Here is a 16,337-nt window from a genome sequence, read left to right on the forward strand (position 1 = left end):
TTCCACCGTCATTCCGGGATGGTGCGTCAGCACCAGACCCGGAATCTCGAGATCCCACAATGCGCAATTGCGCATTGGGGTTCGGCTCTTCGAGCCGCCCCGGGATGACGCTACGCGTCACACCCTGCCCTTCAGCGCGTCGCCGATCTCATCCAGCACCTTGGGATCCTCGATGGTGGCGGGCATGGTCCAGGCCTCACCATCGGCGATCTTCTTGATGGTGCCGCGCAGGATCTTTCCCGAGCGCGTCTTTGGCAGGCGGCCGACGGTGATGGCGAGCTTGAAGGCGGCGACGGGGCCGAGCTTGTCGCGCACCAGCGCGATGATCTCCTTTTCGATCTCGGCGGGCGGGCGCTTCACGCCGGCCTTCAGCACCAGGAAGCCGCAGGGCACCTCGCCCTTGATCGCGTCCCTGATACCGAGCACGGCGCATTCGGCGACATCGGCGTGCGAGGCGAGAATCTCCTCCATGCCGCCGGTGGAGAGGCGGTGGCCGGCGACGTTGATGATGTCGTCGGTGCGGCCCATCACCCAGACATAGCCGTCCTCGTCCTTGTAGCCGGCGTCGGAGGTTTTGTAGTAGCCGGGGAATTCGGTGAGATAGGCTTCCTTGAACCGCGCATCCTGATTCCACAGCGTCGGCAGGCAGCCCGGCGGCATCGGCAGCTTGATGACGATCGAGCCCATGGTGTTCGCGGCCACCGGCTTTGCGGCTTCGTCAACGACGTCGACCTGATAGCCCGGCATCGGCACGGTCGGCGAACCATGCTTCACCGGCAGCTGGCCCAACCCCACCGGATTGCCGGCGATGCACCAGCCGGTCTCGGTCTGCCACCAATGGTCGATGACCGGCACCTTCAACTGCTGCTCCGCCCATTCCACCGTCGGCGGATCGGCGCGCTCGCCGGCGAGGAACAGCGTGCGGAATTTCGACAGGTCATATTGCCGGATGAATTTGCCGTCCGGATCGTCTTTGCGGATGGCGCGGAACGCGGTCGGCGCGGTGAACAGCGCGACCGCCTTGTGCTCCGAGATCACGCGCCAGAACGCGCCGGCATCGGGCGTGCCGACCGGCTTGCCCTCATACATGACAGTGGTCGCGCCGTGCAGCAGCGGGCCATAGACGATGTAACTGTGGCCGACCACCCAGCCGATGTCGGAGCCGCACCACCACACCTCGCCCGGCTTGACGCCGTAGAGATTGAACATCGACCATTTCACCGCGACGAGATGGCCGCCATTGTCGCGCACCACGCCTTTCGGGATGCCGGTCGTGCCTGACGTATAGAGGATGTAGAGCGGATCGGTCGCGGCGACCGGCACGCAAGGCGCCGACTTGCCGTCGTTGAGCGCCTTGCGCCGCAGGCTCGCCCAATCATAGTCGCGGCCCGGCGTCAGCGCGCAGACATGCTGGGGGCGCTGCAGGACGATACAGGCCTTCGGTTTCGCGCTGGAGAGATTGATGGCTTCGTCGAGGAGCGGCTTGTATTGCACGATGCGGCCGGGCTCGATGCCGCAGCTTGCCGACAGGATCAGCCTTGGCTGTGCGTCGTCGATACGGGTGGCGAGTTCCTTGGCCGCAAATCCGCCGAACACCACCGAATGCACCGCGCCGATGCGTGCGCAGGCCAGCATCGCAACTACGGCCTCCGGCACCATCGGCATATAGAGGAGAACGCGGTCACCCTTGCCGACGCCAAACTCCTGCATGATCGCGCCGAATGCCTGCACCTCCGTGAGCAGCTCGGCATAGGTGAGCCTGGTGACGGAGTTGGTCAGCGGGGAATCGTGGATCAGCGCGACTTGGTCGGCGCGGCCGCCGGCGACATGGCGGTCGAGCGCATTGTAGCAGGTGTTGACGACGGCGCCGGCAAACCAGCGACCGTAGGTGCCCTGGGTCCCGTCAAAGACCTTTTTGGCAGGCTCGATCCAGTCAATCTCCCTGGCAGCCTCGGCCCAAAAACCTTCGGGGTCCGCGAGTGAGCGCGCATGGACCTCGTGATATTTGCTCTTGCCCTGAACGCTCATGAACCGCTCCCGCCTGATCTTCTTGACTGGCCTTGACCTGACCATCGGACCGCGTTCCGGCCATGATCAGGATCAATTGTCCGTCTCTATTGAGCGGTATTTTCCCGGGAACGGGCCGCGGTTCAAGCTGAAAAGGTTGGGCCTTTCGGAGTAGTCCGCGGCTATCTCCGCCTCGTCATGGCCGGGCATAGCCGTCCGAAGGACAGCGTCGCTTCCGCTCGCCTGCGTCCCGGCCATCCACGACCTTTGGCGCTCATCCAAGAACGTGGGTGCCCGGGACAAGCCCGGGCATGACGGAATACTTGGAGAGCCGAACCGTCTACCCCTCCAGCGCGCTGAGCCGCTGCAGCCGCTCCTGCATCGCCTTCTTCAGGTCATAGCCGGGGCGACCGAAGGCGGTGTTGCGGGTGGCGAGGAAATCGCGCTGGGTCTTGCGCAGGTCGCTCGCGGAACGGCCGCTCGCGCCCTTCAGTGCGCGCGCATAGGTGTCGGCGATCTGGCGGTCGAGCATGCCGAGCTGCGGATCGGCGCAGATCATCTTCTCGACCTCGCGCCTGGCGGTCGCACAATCGAACGACGGGCCGTTGCCGGAATTCGCCTGCAGCGGCCGCGACGGCTCAGCGCCGAATTTCGCGATCTCTGATATCATGATGCGGCGGCCGTTGCTGGCATTCTCATTGCCGGGATCGAGCCGCAGCGCCGCCTCGTAGTCGGCCAGCGCCTTCTTGCGCTCGCCCATCTTCTTGTAGAGCACGGCGCGGTTGTTGTAGGTGAGTTCGAAATTCGGGTTGAGGCGCAAAGCAGCGTCATAGTCGCTCAAGGCGGCCCCGAGCTCGCCCTTGAACTGGTAGGAATCGCCGCGGTTGGTCAAGAAATTCGGCCGCTGCTCCAGGCGGATCGCCTGGTCGTAATCGGCGATTGCCTTGTCGTACTCACTCATCGCCGCGTAGGTCAGGCCGCGATTGTCGTAATATTCGGCGACCTTGGGATCGAGCCGGATCGCCTCGCTGTCGTCGGCAACGGCCTTGTCGAGCTGCCCGAGCTTCTTGTAGGCCGCGCCGCGGTTGGTGTAGCCGCGCGCGTGGTTCGGATCGAGCCGCAGTGCTTCACTGAGATCCCGGATCGCCTTCTCGTAGTCGCCGCGGAGGTAAAAGGTCGTGCCGCGGTCGGACCACGCTTGCGCATAGTCCGGCTTCAGCTTGATCGCCTGTTCATAGTCCGCGAGCGCACGGTCAAGCCGGCGCTGATTGGTGTAGACGACGCCGCGCAGCTCGTAGGCCTCGGCATCCTGCGGGTCGAGCTCGATCGCCTTGGTGAGATCGGCTGCCGCGCGGTTGAGATCGCCGCCAGCCTCGCGCATGAGATCGCCGCGCAGCCGGTAGGCTTTTGCATTCTTGCCGTCGAGCGCGATGGCGCGGTCGAGGTCCTTCAAGGCGTCGGACAGTCCACCGGAGGTTCTGGCATTGGCATCGGCGCGCGCGACCAGCGCGGACGACCGCTCGGCGGCGGAATTGGCGGACTGGTCGATGATGGCTGAGCAGGCGGCGATCAGCGGCGCCGGCGCCTCCTTGCTGCCGAGCACGCAATCGACGGACGCGCCGCCGGCCGCGGCGGGGCTGACCGCAAGGGCAAGGCCCAGCATGAGGCCGAGCCCGCCGGCGCGGAGTGAAAACCTGGCAAACGCGCTGGATTGCGCGGAATAGGGGCTGCCGCACATGGCTGAGGGCTCCGTGGCAAACGGCTTTCTCCGTTGTCGCGGGGCTTCCGGATCAGGTTCAAATTGTGGCGGAGCACTCCCTCTCCCCGCAAGCGAGGAGAGGTGAAGACCTATCAATATCCGTCCACGCCATTGATCTGCTGCAGGCGTTCCAGCATGGCCTTTTTCAGATCGTAGCCGGGGCGGCCGAATTCGGCGTTGCGGCGGGCGATGTAGGCGTCCTGATCGCGCTGGAGCTTTTTTGCATCGCGCGGGTTGGTGGCTTCGCGAACCGCCCTGACATAGGAGCCTTGCACGTCGCTGTCGAGTTCGGCGAGATCGAGATCAGCGCAGATCGCCTTCTCCACCGCCCGCTTGGCGCGGGCGCAGTTGAAGCTTGGCTTGCCGGCAATCGCCATCCGCGCGCCGATGCGCTCGAGCTCCTGCGCGAGCGCCTTGTGGTTGGCCTTGGCCTTCTCGTGGTTGGGATTGAGTTTGAGCGCCGCGCCAAAGTCCTGCACCGCCTTGGGCCGGTCGTACTTCCGCAGCCAGAGTTCGCCGCGCGCATTGAAGATGTCGGCCATTGAAGGATCGAGCAGCAGGGCCTGGCTGTAGTCGGCAATCGCGCGATCGGTCATCCCGCGCCGCACATAGTGATCGCCGCGGGCGATCAGCGCCCTGAGACGGTCGGCCTTCGCCGTCTTCTCGCTGTCGATCACCCCCGGACAGAGCGCGTCGACCTTATCGTCGTCATCGACGGAAGCCGCCGCAAGGCACGGCGCGACGTCGACCTGCTCGGTCGCCACGGGCTCGCCGCCGGTCGCGGCATGGGCGATCGCCAGTGGCGCGAACAGCGCCATCGCGATACCGACAATCTTGGTCAGGACGGACAGACGCATCGTTGTTGCAGTCGCAAATTCCCTGTAAATCGCGCGAAGGCGGCCATCATGCAGCCGAATTGATGCTAGGCTATTCGCCCGGCTGCAAGCGTGTTTTGGGGATCTTTCATTGTCGACGTTCGAATGGATCATCGCGCTGCTGCTCGGCGCTGTTGCCTTATCGGCGCTGGCGCGGCGAATCAAGATTCCCTACCCGACTTTTCTCGCCATCGGCGGCGCCTTGCTCGCCTTCGTGCCAGCGAGCCCATCGTGGACGCTCGAGCCGGACCTGGCGCTGGCACTTTTCGTCGCACCGGTGCTGCTCGACGCCGCCTATGACACCTCGCTGCGCGACCTGCGCCGCAATTGGGTGCCGGTCTCGACCCTGGTGGTGGTCGCGGTCGGCCTCACCACGGCGGCCGTCGCGGCCGTCGCGCATTGGCTGATCCCGGCCATGCCATGGGCCGCGGCGGTGGCGCTAGGTGCGATCGTGGCGCCGCCGGATGCGGCGGCCGCAGTCGCGATCCTCAGCCAGGTCAAGCTGCCCCATCGCATCGTGAAGATCCTGGAAGGCGAAAGCCTGCTCAACGACGCGAGCGCGCTGCTGATCTACCGCATCGCGGTTCTCGCGATCGCCACCGAGCATCTCAAATGGAGCGAGTTCGCACCGACCATCGTGCTCGCGCTGATCGGCAGCGTCGTCGCGGGCTACGCCGCGGCGCGGGTCATGCCGTTCTTCCTGATGCGGATCACCGAGGCGCCGAGCGCGATCATCATGCAGTTCGCCACCACCTTCATGGTCTGGATCGCCGCCGAACATTTCGGCCTCTCGGGCATCCTGACCATCGTGGTCTACGCCATCACCGTCGCCCGCACCGCGCCGGCGCGCATACCGGCGCGGTTGCGCGTGCCCTCCTACGCGGTGTGGGAGACGATGGTGTTCGTGCTCAACGTGCTCGCCTTCATCCTGATCGGATTGCAGGTCGGCCCGATCTGGACCCGGCTCGACGAGGCCGTGCGCTGGGAATATTGCACGGCAGCCGCATGGATCCTGCTCACGGTGATCCTGGTGCGGCTCGTCTGGATCATGTGCTACGGCACGACGCTGCGAGCGCTCATTGTGCGCGGGATCTACCACCCGGCCGATCCCAAGGTGGTGTCGACCGGAAAAGGCGGCCTCGTCGTCGCCTGGTGCGGCATGCGGGGTCTGGTGACGCTCGCGACCGCCTACGCGCTGCCGGAGCATTTTCCATATCGCGACTTCATCCAGTTCATGGCCTTCGCGGTGGTGCTGGGATCACTGGTGATCCAGGGCCTTACGTTGCGGCCGCTGATCCTGCTGCTCGGCCTGAAGGACAATGACCCCGTCGGCACCGAGGTCGCGAAGGCACGTGCGGTGGTCTATCGGGCGGCGCTCGATGCGATCGAGGACGACCCGTCCGAGGAGGCGGAAATCCTGCGGCTGGAATATCGCGCGATGCTGATGCGGACGGACGACGACCCGCATGGCGGCGTCACGAACGGCGAGTTGCCCTCCGATCCCCTGCGCCGCCGCGCCATCGATGCTGCGCGCAAGGCCATCTTCGATCTGCGCGCAACGGAGGTGATCGGTGATGACGCCTTCCATTTGCTCGAGGAAGAGCTCGATCGCGCGGAATTGAGCGCCGGCGGCTGACCCTCGAAGCTCGTCGTCCCGGACAAGCGTAAGCGCAGATCCGGGACGTCAGCGGAGAGCTACGCCCCCGCCTTGCACGTGATCCCGCCGTCCACCACGAGCTCGATCCCCGTCACATATTTCGACTCGTCGGACGCCAGGAACAACGCGGCGTTGGCGACGTCCCAGGCCTCGCCCATGTGGCCCATCGGCACCTGCGCGTCGCGCGCGCGCCACATCGCCTCCACGTCGCCCTTGGCGTAGCTCGCGGCAAGCCCTGCCGAATGCTCGACCATCGGCGTCTTCATCAGGCCCGGCAGGATCGCATTGACGCGGACATGGTTCTTCGCGAACTCGATCGCGGTGGAGCGCGTCAGCTGGTTCATCGCCGCCTTGCTGGCGTTGTAGCTGACATAGGAAATGCCGACATGGCGGATCGAGGCGATCGACGAGATATTGATGATCGAACCGCCGCCCTGCTTCACCATGACGGGAATGACGTGCTTCATGGCGAGATAGGCGCTCTTGAGATTGACGGTGAAGACGCGGTCCCAGCTCTCCTCACCGACCTCGACCACGCCGCCCATCTCGGCGATGCCGACATTGTTGTCGAGCACGTCGATGCGGCCGTAGGCCTTGAGGCACGCGGCGACCATCGCCTCGATGTCGGCCGCGCGCGCCACATCAGCGGTGAAGGCCGTGGCCTTGCCGCCCTCGCCGTTGATGATCTTTGCGGTCTCTTCTGCCGCGGCCGCGTTGCGGTCGACGCAAAGCACCGACGCGCCCTGGCGCGCAAAGGTCACCGCGGTCGCCTTGCCGTTGCCCCAGCCCGGGCCGATCGAGCCGGCACCCACCACCATCGCAACCTTGCCCTTGAGCCGATCCATCGCGTTTCTCTCCCTTGTTGTTGTCATTGTAGCTCGGATGAGCGAAGCGATATCCGGGAACGGCAGTCCCGGATTGCGCTTCACTTCATCCGAGCTATGGCAAAACAGGGCTGCGGGAAGCAACCCTTCAGGCGCGAAACCATGGAACCGGACAGGTGCGGCGTCGTGGCGCAGTCGCGCCGCGACCTGTCGCAAGCTCTGACTGGCAAGCCCTCAATTGAACGTCATGTCCATGCACTTGGAGATGTCGGAGCCGAGCCCTGAGGAGATGATGATGCAGCCGCGGATCTTTTGCGTCGTGACGTCGGCAGCCCACACCGAATAACCGCCGGGACCGAAGAACGAGTTGGTGTTCGGCGGTTCGGTCTCGGTGGCGTCGAAATCGTAATTGCCGTCGGTTTCGAAGATGCGCGGCTTCTTGGTGCAGCCGCCGTCGGTCTGCACGTTGATCACTTCCTTATTGTCGCGGGTCAGCGCCAGCGAGACCTGGCAGCGGAAATATTCCGAGGTCTTGGCATTGAAGAGATAGGTGTAGGACCTGCAGGTCGCAGTATTGAGCTTGCCTGGGGCAAGGCCGCGGCTGCACGAAATCCGCTGGTTGTGGCTGAGCTTGTACTCATCGGCCTCGGCGAGCGGGGCCAGCGTCACCAAAGACAGCGCGGCGGCCGAACAGATTTTAGCGACCTGATACATCCGAATCATCCCCATCGAACTTCTTCTGCAATTGCGTTTTAAACGGAAAGCGGAACATAGTCGCGAGGGGCCAAAGGGAAAATCACAAACTGCTGGGCAAGACGTGATGCGCTGCGACACGGGCGCGTATTGACCGGCAAACGTCGTTCGTGATTTGTTCAGAACGGGCGGCCATCGGGTTGTGGGAGGGATGACGATGACTGGAAGTCTGACGAAGGCATTTTTGACCGCAACTGTGCTGGGCGCGCTTGTCACGCCGGCGTTTGCGCAGACCGCCGCAACGCCCTGGGAGCTGAAGCCCGACATGGGTTACGCCTATGACAAGGAAGGCAAGACGCACTCCTACAAGATGGGCACCAGCAATGCCGGCGAGCTGTTGAAGGGCGCCAAGAAGGTGCCGCGCGGCACGCTGTTCTTCATCGGCCAGAACGGCCAGCTCTACATGCGCAGCGGCCCCTATCTCGAGGGCGACGGGCGGTTCAAGTTCGGGCCGGATCAGTAAAGACGGTCTCGTAGGGTGGGTTAGCGAAGCGTAACCCACCACTTCTGTCACCGCGGAAAATAAAGAGGTGGGTTTCGCCGAGCGGTTTACGCTACGCGCAATCCGCGGGGCTAACCCACCCTACCGCAACTCGCCAAAGGCTAAAACGCTCCCGCCAGCTCCCTTGCGCCGCCCTTGCTGCTGTTGCTGTCCATCCGCTCATCCGTCACCGCGAGCAGCTTTGCCACCGTGTTGTGGCGGATCGCGACCGGGTTGCGCTCGTAGCCGCCGCGCTGGAAGAAGTTCGAGGTCGGCACCTGCTCGCGCATTGCCTGCGGCATCGTCACCATGTCGAGCCCGGTGCCGTCGCCGGTGAGGTTCATCATCTCGAGCTCGGCTGCGGAGAGCGGCCGCGTATAGCCCTTGGCGCGGGCGAACAGCACCGAGGTCAGGAGCTTGTGGGTCTGCAGCATCGGCCCGATGTCGATGTCGAGCACCATGGCATGCATGGCCCAGCCCTGCGCGGTGTTGCCGATCTTCTCGTGCTCCGACCAGGTGTCGGGCACCGACTTCGCATGCGCCACCATTTTCTTCAGCACGCCGAGCTTGTGCTCGAGCGACTGGCGCGCCGGTCCCGAGGTCTTCGCCACCTTGTCGGCGAGGGCACGGATGAATTCGTGGCCTTGTTCGGCCAAGAGCTCGACGCTGTTGGTCGTCAGCAACTGGTTGTAGCCCATCGCGGTCGAGATGGCGCGCCGACCGCCATGCTCGATTCCCGCCTGCACGTCGAAAGTGCCGGTGCCGCCAGTCTCGAACGAATAGACCCGCACTGCCTGTTCGCGCGTCAGCCCCGAGGCGAGTGCGTAGCGCGCATAGGCGCGCTTGAACTCGAGCTCGGTGCTCGGGCGCTGCGGCGTGAACTGATAAAGCTCCTGCGCCGCGCGCAGCAAATCGGAAACCACCGGAATTGGCTTTCGGACAGGACGGTCCGGCGTTTCCTCAGGCTCTGGGTTCACGGGCCGCTTCGGCCCGTTGTAAAGCGGCGGATGCGTCAGCACGTAATCGTCGAGCATGACCTGCTGGCCGCTGCGCCGTTTGGCGTTGCGGGTTTTCCGCTTCTCCGAGATCTGGCTCCAATAGGCGCCGGCCTCCTCGTCGAAGGCGGCGCGCGCCTCCTGATATTCCTTCAGCTTGCGGCGATATTCGAGCACGGCCGGCGACGCCCCGCTTTGCGCAAAAAACTGCGACAAGAGCTGAGCGTTGGCATTGCTGACGGCGGGCGGAAGCGCAGCGGACTCACCGCCGCGCGCTGATGGCGCGAGCAGGGCGAGCGCGAGCGGAACCAACCTGATGACGTGTCGAATCGAATGATGCATGGCGCCCTCTTAGCAAGCATCCGGTAACCGTCACGTTAACGCGCCGTTTACCATCGTCACTTCCAGGCAAACACCGGCTGTTCCAGCTCGCTGACGCGGGTTGCGCGCCCCGCCAGCACCTCGCGGAACTGGTAGATCAGGGCCGCGGTCGGGGCGTGGATCAGGCTGCCCTGATGATGAAAGCGGATCACCCGCCGCGCGCTTTCGGGGATCGCGATGAAGTCGAAGGCGTCCTCGCGCTCGATGGTGTCGAGGCCAATGCGGTGGACGGAGGCGACCTCCTGCGGGTTCGGCACGATCGCCGCACTGTCAGCAGCCCAGACCACGACCGGCGTGATCAGATAGCCCGAGCGGGTCGGATAATCGTCGAGCGTACCGAGCACCGCATCCTCGCCAAGCCGCAACCCGAGTTCCTCGTCGAGCTCGCGCAGCGCCGCCTCGACCGGCGTCTCGCCCTCGTCACATCGCCCGCCAGGCAAGGCCCATTGGCCGCGATGCGCGCGCAGGCTCGATGCGCGCAGCGTCAACAGGAACGCAGTGTCGCTCCCCCGTCCCGATGCGGTCAGCGCCACCGCGACTGCGGCACGCTTCAGCGCCCTCGGCTGCGCAGCATCCGGCGCGCGCGTAAAACTCGCGCAGGCTTTGGCGATATTCCGCCTTGTGGCATCGTCGAACGGTCTCATCATGCTTGACTACACCAGTCAGGCGCTCGATGAAATGAGGCCAGGATGCCCGCTGACAGACGGAAGAGGACATGATCGACAAGGCCGCCGCAAAGCTGAAGTCCGACGGCTGGACCATTCTGGAGACCACCGGCTTCATGCATCTGGTCGGCCCGCTCTGGGAGCGCAAGGTCGACGGTCACCATGAATTCGCGCTCGCGACGCAGGACAAGCATCACAACCGCCGCGGCATGGTGCAGGGCGGCGTCATGATGACCTTTGCCGACCGCACCTGCGGCATGACCGCCCGCTACGTCTCCGGCAAGGAGTACATGGCGACGGTGCAGCTCGATACGCATTTCGTCGAGGCCGGCAAGATCGGCGACATCCTGATCTCCCGCCCCCGCGTGGTGCGCTCGACCCGCAGCCTCATCTTCATGAGCACCGAAGTCACCGTCGACGACCGCTGCATCGTGATGGCGAACGGTGTGTTCAAGATTTTGAAGGGGCCGGCGTAGCTTGCCGTGGTCAGGCTGCGACCGCTGCAAACCACACCCTCCGCTGTCATTCCCCGCGAAGGCGGGGAATCCAGTACGCCGCAGCCTCTCGATTGAACCTCAGCCGTCTCGGAGTACTGGATCGCCCGATCAAGTCGGGCGATGACAGTTGAGAGTGTCGCAGGCAGCTTGCCCCTCGTCATTGCGAGCGCAGCGAAGCAATCCAGAGCCTTTCAGCGGATGCAGTCCTGGATTGCTTCGCTGCGCTCGCAATGACGGTGGTAGGCAGCTATGCTCCGCCACAACAAACCTCGAGGACCCGCCCATGCAATACCGCCAGCTCGGCCGCAGCGGCCTGAAAGTGTCGCAGATCTGCCTCGGTACGATGATGTTCGGCGGGCCGACGGATGAGGCGACCTCAGTGCGGATCATCGCGAAAGCGCGCGAGGCCGGGGTCAATTTCATCGACACGGCGGATGCGTATTCGAACGGCGGCTCGGAAGAAGTGGTAGGCCGCGCCATCGCCGACAACCGGCGGGCCTGGGTGCTCGCGACAAAACTCGCCAACCCCATGAACAATGATATGGGCAACGATCCCAATCGCAGCGGGCTGTCGCGGCGCTGGGTGTTGCAGGCGGCGGATGAAAGCCTCAAGCGGCTCGGGACCGACGCCATCGACATCTACTATCTGCACAAGGAGGACCATTCGACGCCGCTTGAGGAGACGGTGCGCGCGATGGGCGATCTGATCCGCTCGGGCAAGGTGCGCTATTTCGGCGTCTCGAATTACCGCGCCTGGCGCGTCGCGGAGATCTGCAACATCTGCGACAACATCGGCATCGACCGCCCCGTGGTGAGCCAGCCCTATTACAACGCGATGAACCGCATGCCCGAGGTCGAGCATTTCCCGGCCTGTGGCTTTTACGGCCTCGGCATCGTGCCCTACAGCCCGCTGGCGCGCGGCGTGCTCACCGGGAAATACCGCCCCGACGCGCCGCCGGACAAGGAGACGCGCGCCGGGCGCAACGACACGCGCATGATGCAGACTGAGTGGCGGCCGGAATCGCTGGCGCTCGCGCAGGAGATCAAGACCCACGCGGAGAAGTGCGGCATCACCGCCGGGCAGTTTGCCGTGTCCTGGGTGTTGAATTCGTCCTTCGTCACGTCAGTCATCGCAGGCCCGCGCACCGAAGCGCAGTGGGACGACTACATAAGCGCGCTCGATTACCGCTTCACCGCCGAAGACGAAGCGCTGATCGACCGCCTGGTGACGCCGGGTCATCCCTCGACGCCAGGCTACAACGATCCGGCCTATCCGATCGAGGGACGGCGCGCACGGACGGCGTGATGAGGAGGTCATGATGGCGCACGAGGACCGCTACGGACTTTTGATCTCGACATCGTCTGACAAGGCCGCATCAGCCTATCGCGAAGGCGTGGACCTCCTGCTCGCAGGCTGGACCGGCGCGGCTGATACGCTGGAGCGCGCGATCGATGCCGATCCCGACTTTGCACTGCCGCACATCGCCCGCGCCCGCCTGCATGCCTTCTACCAGCAGGGTGATCTCGCCCGGAAGAAAGCGGCGACCGCACGCGAGCTCGTCGCCAGGCGCGGCGACGCGCGCGAGCGCGCGCATGTTGAGGCGCTGGCGCTCGCTGTCGAGGGGCGGCTGCCCGAGGCGCTCGCTGCCACCCTGAAGCACATCGAGGCTTGGCCCCGCGATGCGCTGGTCATGGCGATGCCGCTCGGTGCGTTCGGCCTGTTTGCGTTCTCCGGCATGGCCGATCACGACCAGGCCCGGCAGGATCTGTGCGAGCGCGTCGCGCATCATTATGGCGAGGATTGGTGGTTCCTCACGCTCCACGGCTGGGCGCTGACCGAGAATGGCAATGTCGCGCGTGGCCGTCCCATGACCGAGCGCGGCTTCGATCTCAGGCGCGCGAACGCGCATGGCGCACACGCCGTGCTGCACGCGATGTTCGAGGACGGCTCGATCGAGGCAGCCGACCGGCTGGTCGACGAATGGATCCCCACTTACGACCGCGCCGGCATTTTGCACGGCCACATCCGCTGGCATCAGGCGCTCGGCGCGCTCGAGCATGGCGACGCCACGCGTGCGCTCGCGATCTACGCCGACGTGCTCCAGCCGACTGCGACACAGGCGCCGCCGCTCAACGCCATCACCGACGGTGCCTCGCTGCTGTGGCGGCTCAACGCTTACGGCCACACCGTGCCGAAGGCGCTGTGGGCCGAGGCCGACAGCGCCGCGCAAAAACTGTTTCCAAAATCGGGGTTGCCGTTCGCCGACGTCCACATGGCGCTGTTCGCGGCCGCGACGCAAAACCAGGAGGCGCTGGCGACGCGCCTTGCCGTGATCGAGCAGCGCGTCGCCGAGGGCAAGCTGCCGGCCGGCCCCGTGGTGCCGGCGATCTGCCGTGCGATGCAGGCCTTTGCCGACGAGGATTTTGCAGCTTGCGTGCGCGCACTGACCCCTGTGCTGTCAGAGGTCGTGCGCATCGGCGGCAGCCACGCGCAGCGCGAGCTGATCGAGGATACTTTTCTCGTCGCGCTGATGCGTAGCGGCGAACTTGCACGCGCCCGCGCGCTGCTCGACGCCCGCCTCCACCGCCGGCCCTCCCTGCGCGATACGCGCTGGCAGGCGGCGTTCGCCTGAGGCAGGATGGAGAGGTCGCTTCTAGGCGGCGCCCAGCCGCTGCCGCGCAGCACTCGTGTCGGGGACGGCGGCGGAGACACCGGCCTTGCCGAGACCAAACGCCGGCATGCCGCTATAGATCGCCTCGTAATCGCCGGCCCGGACCCGATAGGTTTCGTGCCAGATGCCGACGTCGCCGCGCGTCTCCTTCATGCGCCTGTTGAAATCGACCCACGCCGGCCAATGCAACGCATCGCGATTCCTGGCGTAGCGTTCGAGATGATCGAAGCTGCGCCAATATTGCACGATGATCTTGCTGAGCCCGGTGTGGCCGAGAAAGCCGACGTCGGGCGGGGCTGCTTCCAGTTCCTTCAGCATTTTCGGCATGGCCCGGGCAACCGGCAGCCACTTGTGGACGGCCCAGGGCTTGTTTATGCGCATGCCGATAAGGAAGACCACGAAGTCGCCCTCGATCCGACCGGTCACGCGGCTGGGGATGATTTCGGTCATGGGACGCCCCTCAATGGCGGGAAAAGACTGCCGGACCGCGCTCGCAGCGACAAGCCCTGCCACGAAAAAAACACGCCCTTCCCGACAGGTGCGCACCGGGACAGGATGCGGCGATCAGGCGAATCGCAGGACGTGGCCAAGGCGCGGTGGTATTCCAGGCAATGGGCTTCGCACGACAAACAAGATCGCAACCATTTGCGGGTTGGATGGTTGATGCACGGAACTTTTCCGCCCGCGGAAATCGCCGACCTCGTCCCATGATGCGCCTTTGCCGACCGGCCCTGGCCGCAACCCTGATCGCGCTTGCGGGCCCCGCTTGGGCGGGCCCGGGCGACTCCGCCTCTGCCGTCAATCCCCCGGCGCAGCAGAACGCCATCATCGACCTGCTCGCGCTGATGTCGGGCAAGTGCACGACGCTAAGAATCGCCGGGCGCGATTTCGCCTGCAAGGTGGTCGCCTACGCGCATGGCGACAAGGGCCGCGTCAACTTCGCCGTCGCCGTCGACGATCCCTCCGACGAGAACCACGTCGTCTCCTTCTCCGGCGAGAACGGCAAGCGCGCCGACGACAATTCCTACGAGCTGCCGATCGACCGCATGCTGCTCAACTCCAAGGACCGGCCCAAGGTGGACGGCCTGCCTGTGCCGGCGGAGCAGGCCTCGAAAGGCGTCTGCCGCCAGACCGGCAATTTCGCCGCCAGGAAGGTCTCCGACATCACCTGCTCTGCGACCGACACCGAGGGACGCAAATACGAGCTGCTGTTCGTCTCCGACGGCAGGCCGGCGAGCGTACGCCGCGTGCGCCAATCCGCGCCGTCGATCCAGGATCCGTTCAAATAGCCATTCGCTCGCCCTCGTCCGGAGCGACATCGCAACCGCGGAGGCTTGAATGACGCGCGATCGTCTCTTCCTGCTCAGCCCAGATTTCCTTGATCCTGCCTATCCCGGCCAGCGCTTCTATTGCTGGCACTGCGCGCTGATCGAGGGCGTGCTTGCTTCGTTTCCTGCGCTCGCCGGATCGATCGACGTCGTGCGCGTCGCGTGGCCGCGGCCGCGATTGGCCGTGCTTGCCGCCGTCGGCGAGGAGAACCAGTCACTGCCGCTGCTGGTTCTGGCGGAGGGTGCGACGTCGGCTCATCAGACCGGAAGCCACGAGGGACGCGCCCTTATCGCGGACAAGGACGGCATTCTTGCTGCGCTCGCCGAGCGGCATGGATTTCCAATTCCGCATCCCTGAGCTGTCCGCGTCAATTCGACGCTGACACGCGCGCAAACGAAGCGGCGCATCGTCGCAGCACTGCGATTTTCCGCGAAATCCTGGCCGTCTGTCGATTTCTTAATCTGCATCGCCGGAACGCGCGCGGCGCACGGTCGTTGTCGCCCTACATTCAACTGGAGTGACGAAATGAAGAATCTCGTTGTCGCGATGGCTGTCGGTGCTGCGGTGCTTGCCGGTGGATCTGCGGCGAACGCCGCCAGCAACGTCAAGGCCAAGCCCGGTGCGCAGGCGCATCCATCGCAAGCGAATCGATCGACCGACTTCAGCGCGCGCCACCGCCATCATCACTGGCATGGCCACCACCATTGGCGGCACCATGGCTATTACCGTCCGCACTATCGCAGCTACGGCTACTATCCGCGCTCCTACGGCTATTACGGCGGCGGGCCGTACGGCTACTATGGCGGCGGTCCAGGCGTGAGCTTCAGCTTCGGGGGCGGCCGCTGGTAATTGAAAGGCCCGCAGCGATGCGGGCCTTCTTCTTTCTCGCGATGCTAGAGCGTTTTCAAGCGAAGTGGATACCGGTTCGCGTCAAGAAAACGCGTCACGACAAGAAGCTCGCAACGCGATCAAGCCAGCAGCAGCGGCCGTTGCGACGTCGCCACGTGACGGATCAGCTCCATGTCCTCGGCCTCGATCTCGAACAGGCCGAGGCGGAGCTGATAGCCCCAGTTCGAATTGTCGCGGGTGAAGGCAAGACTGCCGAGCAGCGGCCGGATCGGCACCTCGGCGGCATCGCTCCAGGCGACGTCGCGGCGGAATGGCCGGAACCCTCCACCCATGTCCGCCTGATACGGCGCCCCGGGCTTGACGACGCCGATCGCGGTGATGGCCTGGAGGCGGTCCTTGCCGCCAAACGTTTCCACCGGCGAGTAATAGGCGACGTGATCGCCCGGCGAGATCCGGCGCAGCGGTCCGCCCTTGCCGTGGCAGACCTGCATGAAGCCGTTGGCCCGTCCGATCCGGACATGCTCTGCCGAGGCGACGGCGATCCAGCTTTTGGGCATTGAGGCGTACTCCATTCGAGGCGCCCGGCGCTGCGG

The 16,337-nt window shown here is 65.0% G+C and carries 17 protein-coding genes; 8 read left to right on the forward strand and 9 right to left on the reverse strand.

Annotated features, from left to right (window positions below; genetic code table 11):
• Positions 1-117: 117 nt before the first annotated feature.
• From KUF59_RS41090 to KUF59_RS41100, 3 genes are all read right to left on the reverse strand, one after another.
• Entirely contained in the window at positions 118-2,028 is a 1,911-nt protein-coding gene (locus KUF59_RS41090) for a propionyl-CoA synthetase (RefSeq protein WP_212462158.1), read from the reverse strand.
• A 319-nt stretch (positions 2,029-2,347) separates the two neighbouring features.
• Positions 2,348-3,745 (reverse strand): tetratricopeptide repeat protein, encoded by a 1,398-nt coding sequence (locus KUF59_RS41095; protein ID WP_212462157.1) that lies wholly within the window; start codon positions 3,743-3,745, stop codon positions 2,348-2,350.
• Between the two features lie 113 nt (positions 3,746-3,858).
• Positions 3,859-4,623 (reverse strand): tetratricopeptide repeat protein, encoded by a 765-nt coding sequence (locus tag KUF59_RS41100; protein ID WP_408918057.1) that lies wholly within the window; start codon positions 4,621-4,623, stop codon positions 3,859-3,861.
• A 109-nt stretch (positions 4,624-4,732) separates the two neighbouring features.
• Here KUF59_RS41100 and KUF59_RS41105 point away from each other — a divergent pair, with 109 nt between their 5' ends.
• Complete coding sequence (locus KUF59_RS41105) at positions 4,733-6,277, forward strand: cation:proton antiporter (protein ID WP_212462156.1); 1,545 nt, start codon at positions 4,733-4,735, stop codon at positions 6,275-6,277.
• Between the two features lie 59 nt (positions 6,278-6,336).
• Here the strand turns inward: KUF59_RS41105 and KUF59_RS41110 are convergent, their stop codons facing one another.
• Together KUF59_RS41110 and KUF59_RS41115 are read right to left on the reverse strand one after the other, a co-directional pair.
• The gene (locus KUF59_RS41110; protein ID WP_212462155.1) at positions 6,337-7,143 is read right to left on the reverse strand and encodes an SDR family NAD(P)-dependent oxidoreductase; all 807 of its coding nucleotides are present in this window, start codon (positions 7,141-7,143) and stop codon (positions 6,337-6,339) included.
• Positions 7,144-7,356: 213 nt separating this feature from the next.
• Positions 7,357-7,836 (reverse strand): hypothetical protein, encoded by a 480-nt coding sequence (locus KUF59_RS41115; protein ID WP_212462227.1) that lies wholly within the window; start codon positions 7,834-7,836, stop codon positions 7,357-7,359.
• A 196-nt stretch (positions 7,837-8,032) separates the two neighbouring features.
• Here KUF59_RS41115 and KUF59_RS41120 point away from each other — a divergent pair, with 196 nt between their 5' ends.
• Positions 8,033-8,338, forward strand: a complete 306-nt coding sequence (locus tag KUF59_RS41120; RefSeq protein WP_212462154.1) for a hypothetical protein — start codon at positions 8,033-8,035, stop codon at positions 8,336-8,338.
• A gap of 140 nt (positions 8,339-8,478) precedes the next feature.
• Here KUF59_RS41120 and KUF59_RS41125 read toward each other — a convergent pair whose 3' ends face one another.
• Positions 8,479-9,693 (reverse strand): hypothetical protein, encoded by a 1,215-nt coding sequence (locus tag KUF59_RS41125; RefSeq protein ID WP_212462153.1) that lies wholly within the window; start codon positions 9,691-9,693, stop codon positions 8,479-8,481.
• A gap of 56 nt (positions 9,694-9,749) precedes the next feature.
• On the reverse strand, positions 9,750-10,379 hold the full coding sequence (locus tag KUF59_RS41130; protein ID WP_212462152.1) for an NUDIX hydrolase: 630 nt from the start codon (positions 10,377-10,379) through the stop codon (positions 9,750-9,752).
• A gap of 68 nt (positions 10,380-10,447) precedes the next feature.
• Between KUF59_RS41130 and KUF59_RS41135 the strand changes: the two genes are divergently transcribed.
• The 3 genes from KUF59_RS41135 (at position 10,448) to KUF59_RS41145 (ending at position 13,527) form a co-directional block, all read left to right on the forward strand.
• Positions 10,448-10,873 (forward strand): PaaI family thioesterase, encoded by a 426-nt coding sequence (locus KUF59_RS41135; RefSeq protein ID WP_212462151.1) that lies wholly within the window; start codon positions 10,448-10,450, stop codon positions 10,871-10,873.
• 304 nt (positions 10,874-11,177) lie between these two features.
• Positions 11,178-12,200 (forward strand): aldo/keto reductase, encoded by a 1,023-nt coding sequence (locus tag KUF59_RS41140; RefSeq protein WP_212462150.1) that lies wholly within the window; start codon positions 11,178-11,180, stop codon positions 12,198-12,200.
• A gap of 13 nt (positions 12,201-12,213) precedes the next feature.
• Positions 12,214-13,527 carry a tetratricopeptide repeat protein gene (locus KUF59_RS41145; RefSeq protein ID WP_212462226.1) on the forward strand — a complete coding sequence of 438 codons (1,314 nt, stop codon included), beginning with the start codon at positions 12,214-12,216 and terminating at the stop codon, positions 13,525-13,527.
• A 21-nt stretch (positions 13,528-13,548) separates the two neighbouring features.
• Here KUF59_RS41145 and KUF59_RS41150 read toward each other — a convergent pair whose 3' ends face one another.
• Positions 13,549-14,016: a DUF4188 domain-containing protein gene (locus KUF59_RS41150; protein WP_212462149.1), complete on the reverse strand. Its 468-nt coding sequence runs from the start codon at positions 14,014-14,016 to the stop codon at positions 13,549-13,551.
• A 260-nt stretch (positions 14,017-14,276) separates the two neighbouring features.
• Here KUF59_RS41150 and KUF59_RS41155 point away from each other — a divergent pair, with 260 nt between their 5' ends.
• From KUF59_RS41155 to KUF59_RS41165, 3 genes are all read left to right on the forward strand, one after another.
• Entirely contained in the window at positions 14,277-14,855 is a 579-nt protein-coding gene (locus KUF59_RS41155) for a hypothetical protein (RefSeq protein ID WP_212462225.1), read from the forward strand.
• A gap of 49 nt (positions 14,856-14,904) precedes the next feature.
• Positions 14,905-15,252 carry a DUF3088 domain-containing protein gene (locus tag KUF59_RS41160; RefSeq protein ID WP_258768013.1) on the forward strand — a complete coding sequence of 116 codons (348 nt, stop codon included), beginning with the start codon at positions 14,905-14,907 and terminating at the stop codon, positions 15,250-15,252.
• Between the two features lie 168 nt (positions 15,253-15,420).
• A complete protein-coding gene (locus KUF59_RS41165; protein WP_212462147.1) occupies positions 15,421-15,744 on the forward strand; it encodes a hypothetical protein in 324 nt (107 codons plus the stop codon).
• A 119-nt stretch (positions 15,745-15,863) separates the two neighbouring features.
• Here the strand turns inward: KUF59_RS41165 and KUF59_RS41170 are convergent, their stop codons facing one another.
• On the reverse strand, positions 15,864-16,301 hold the full coding sequence (locus KUF59_RS41170) for an EVE domain-containing protein (protein ID WP_212462146.1): 438 nt from the start codon (positions 16,299-16,301) through the stop codon (positions 15,864-15,866).
• Positions 16,302-16,337 lie beyond the last annotated feature (36 nt).

The sequence above is a fragment of the Bradyrhizobium arachidis genome, assembly GCF_024758505.1.
Classification (GTDB): domain Bacteria; phylum Pseudomonadota; class Alphaproteobacteria; order Rhizobiales; family Xanthobacteraceae; genus Bradyrhizobium; species Bradyrhizobium manausense_C.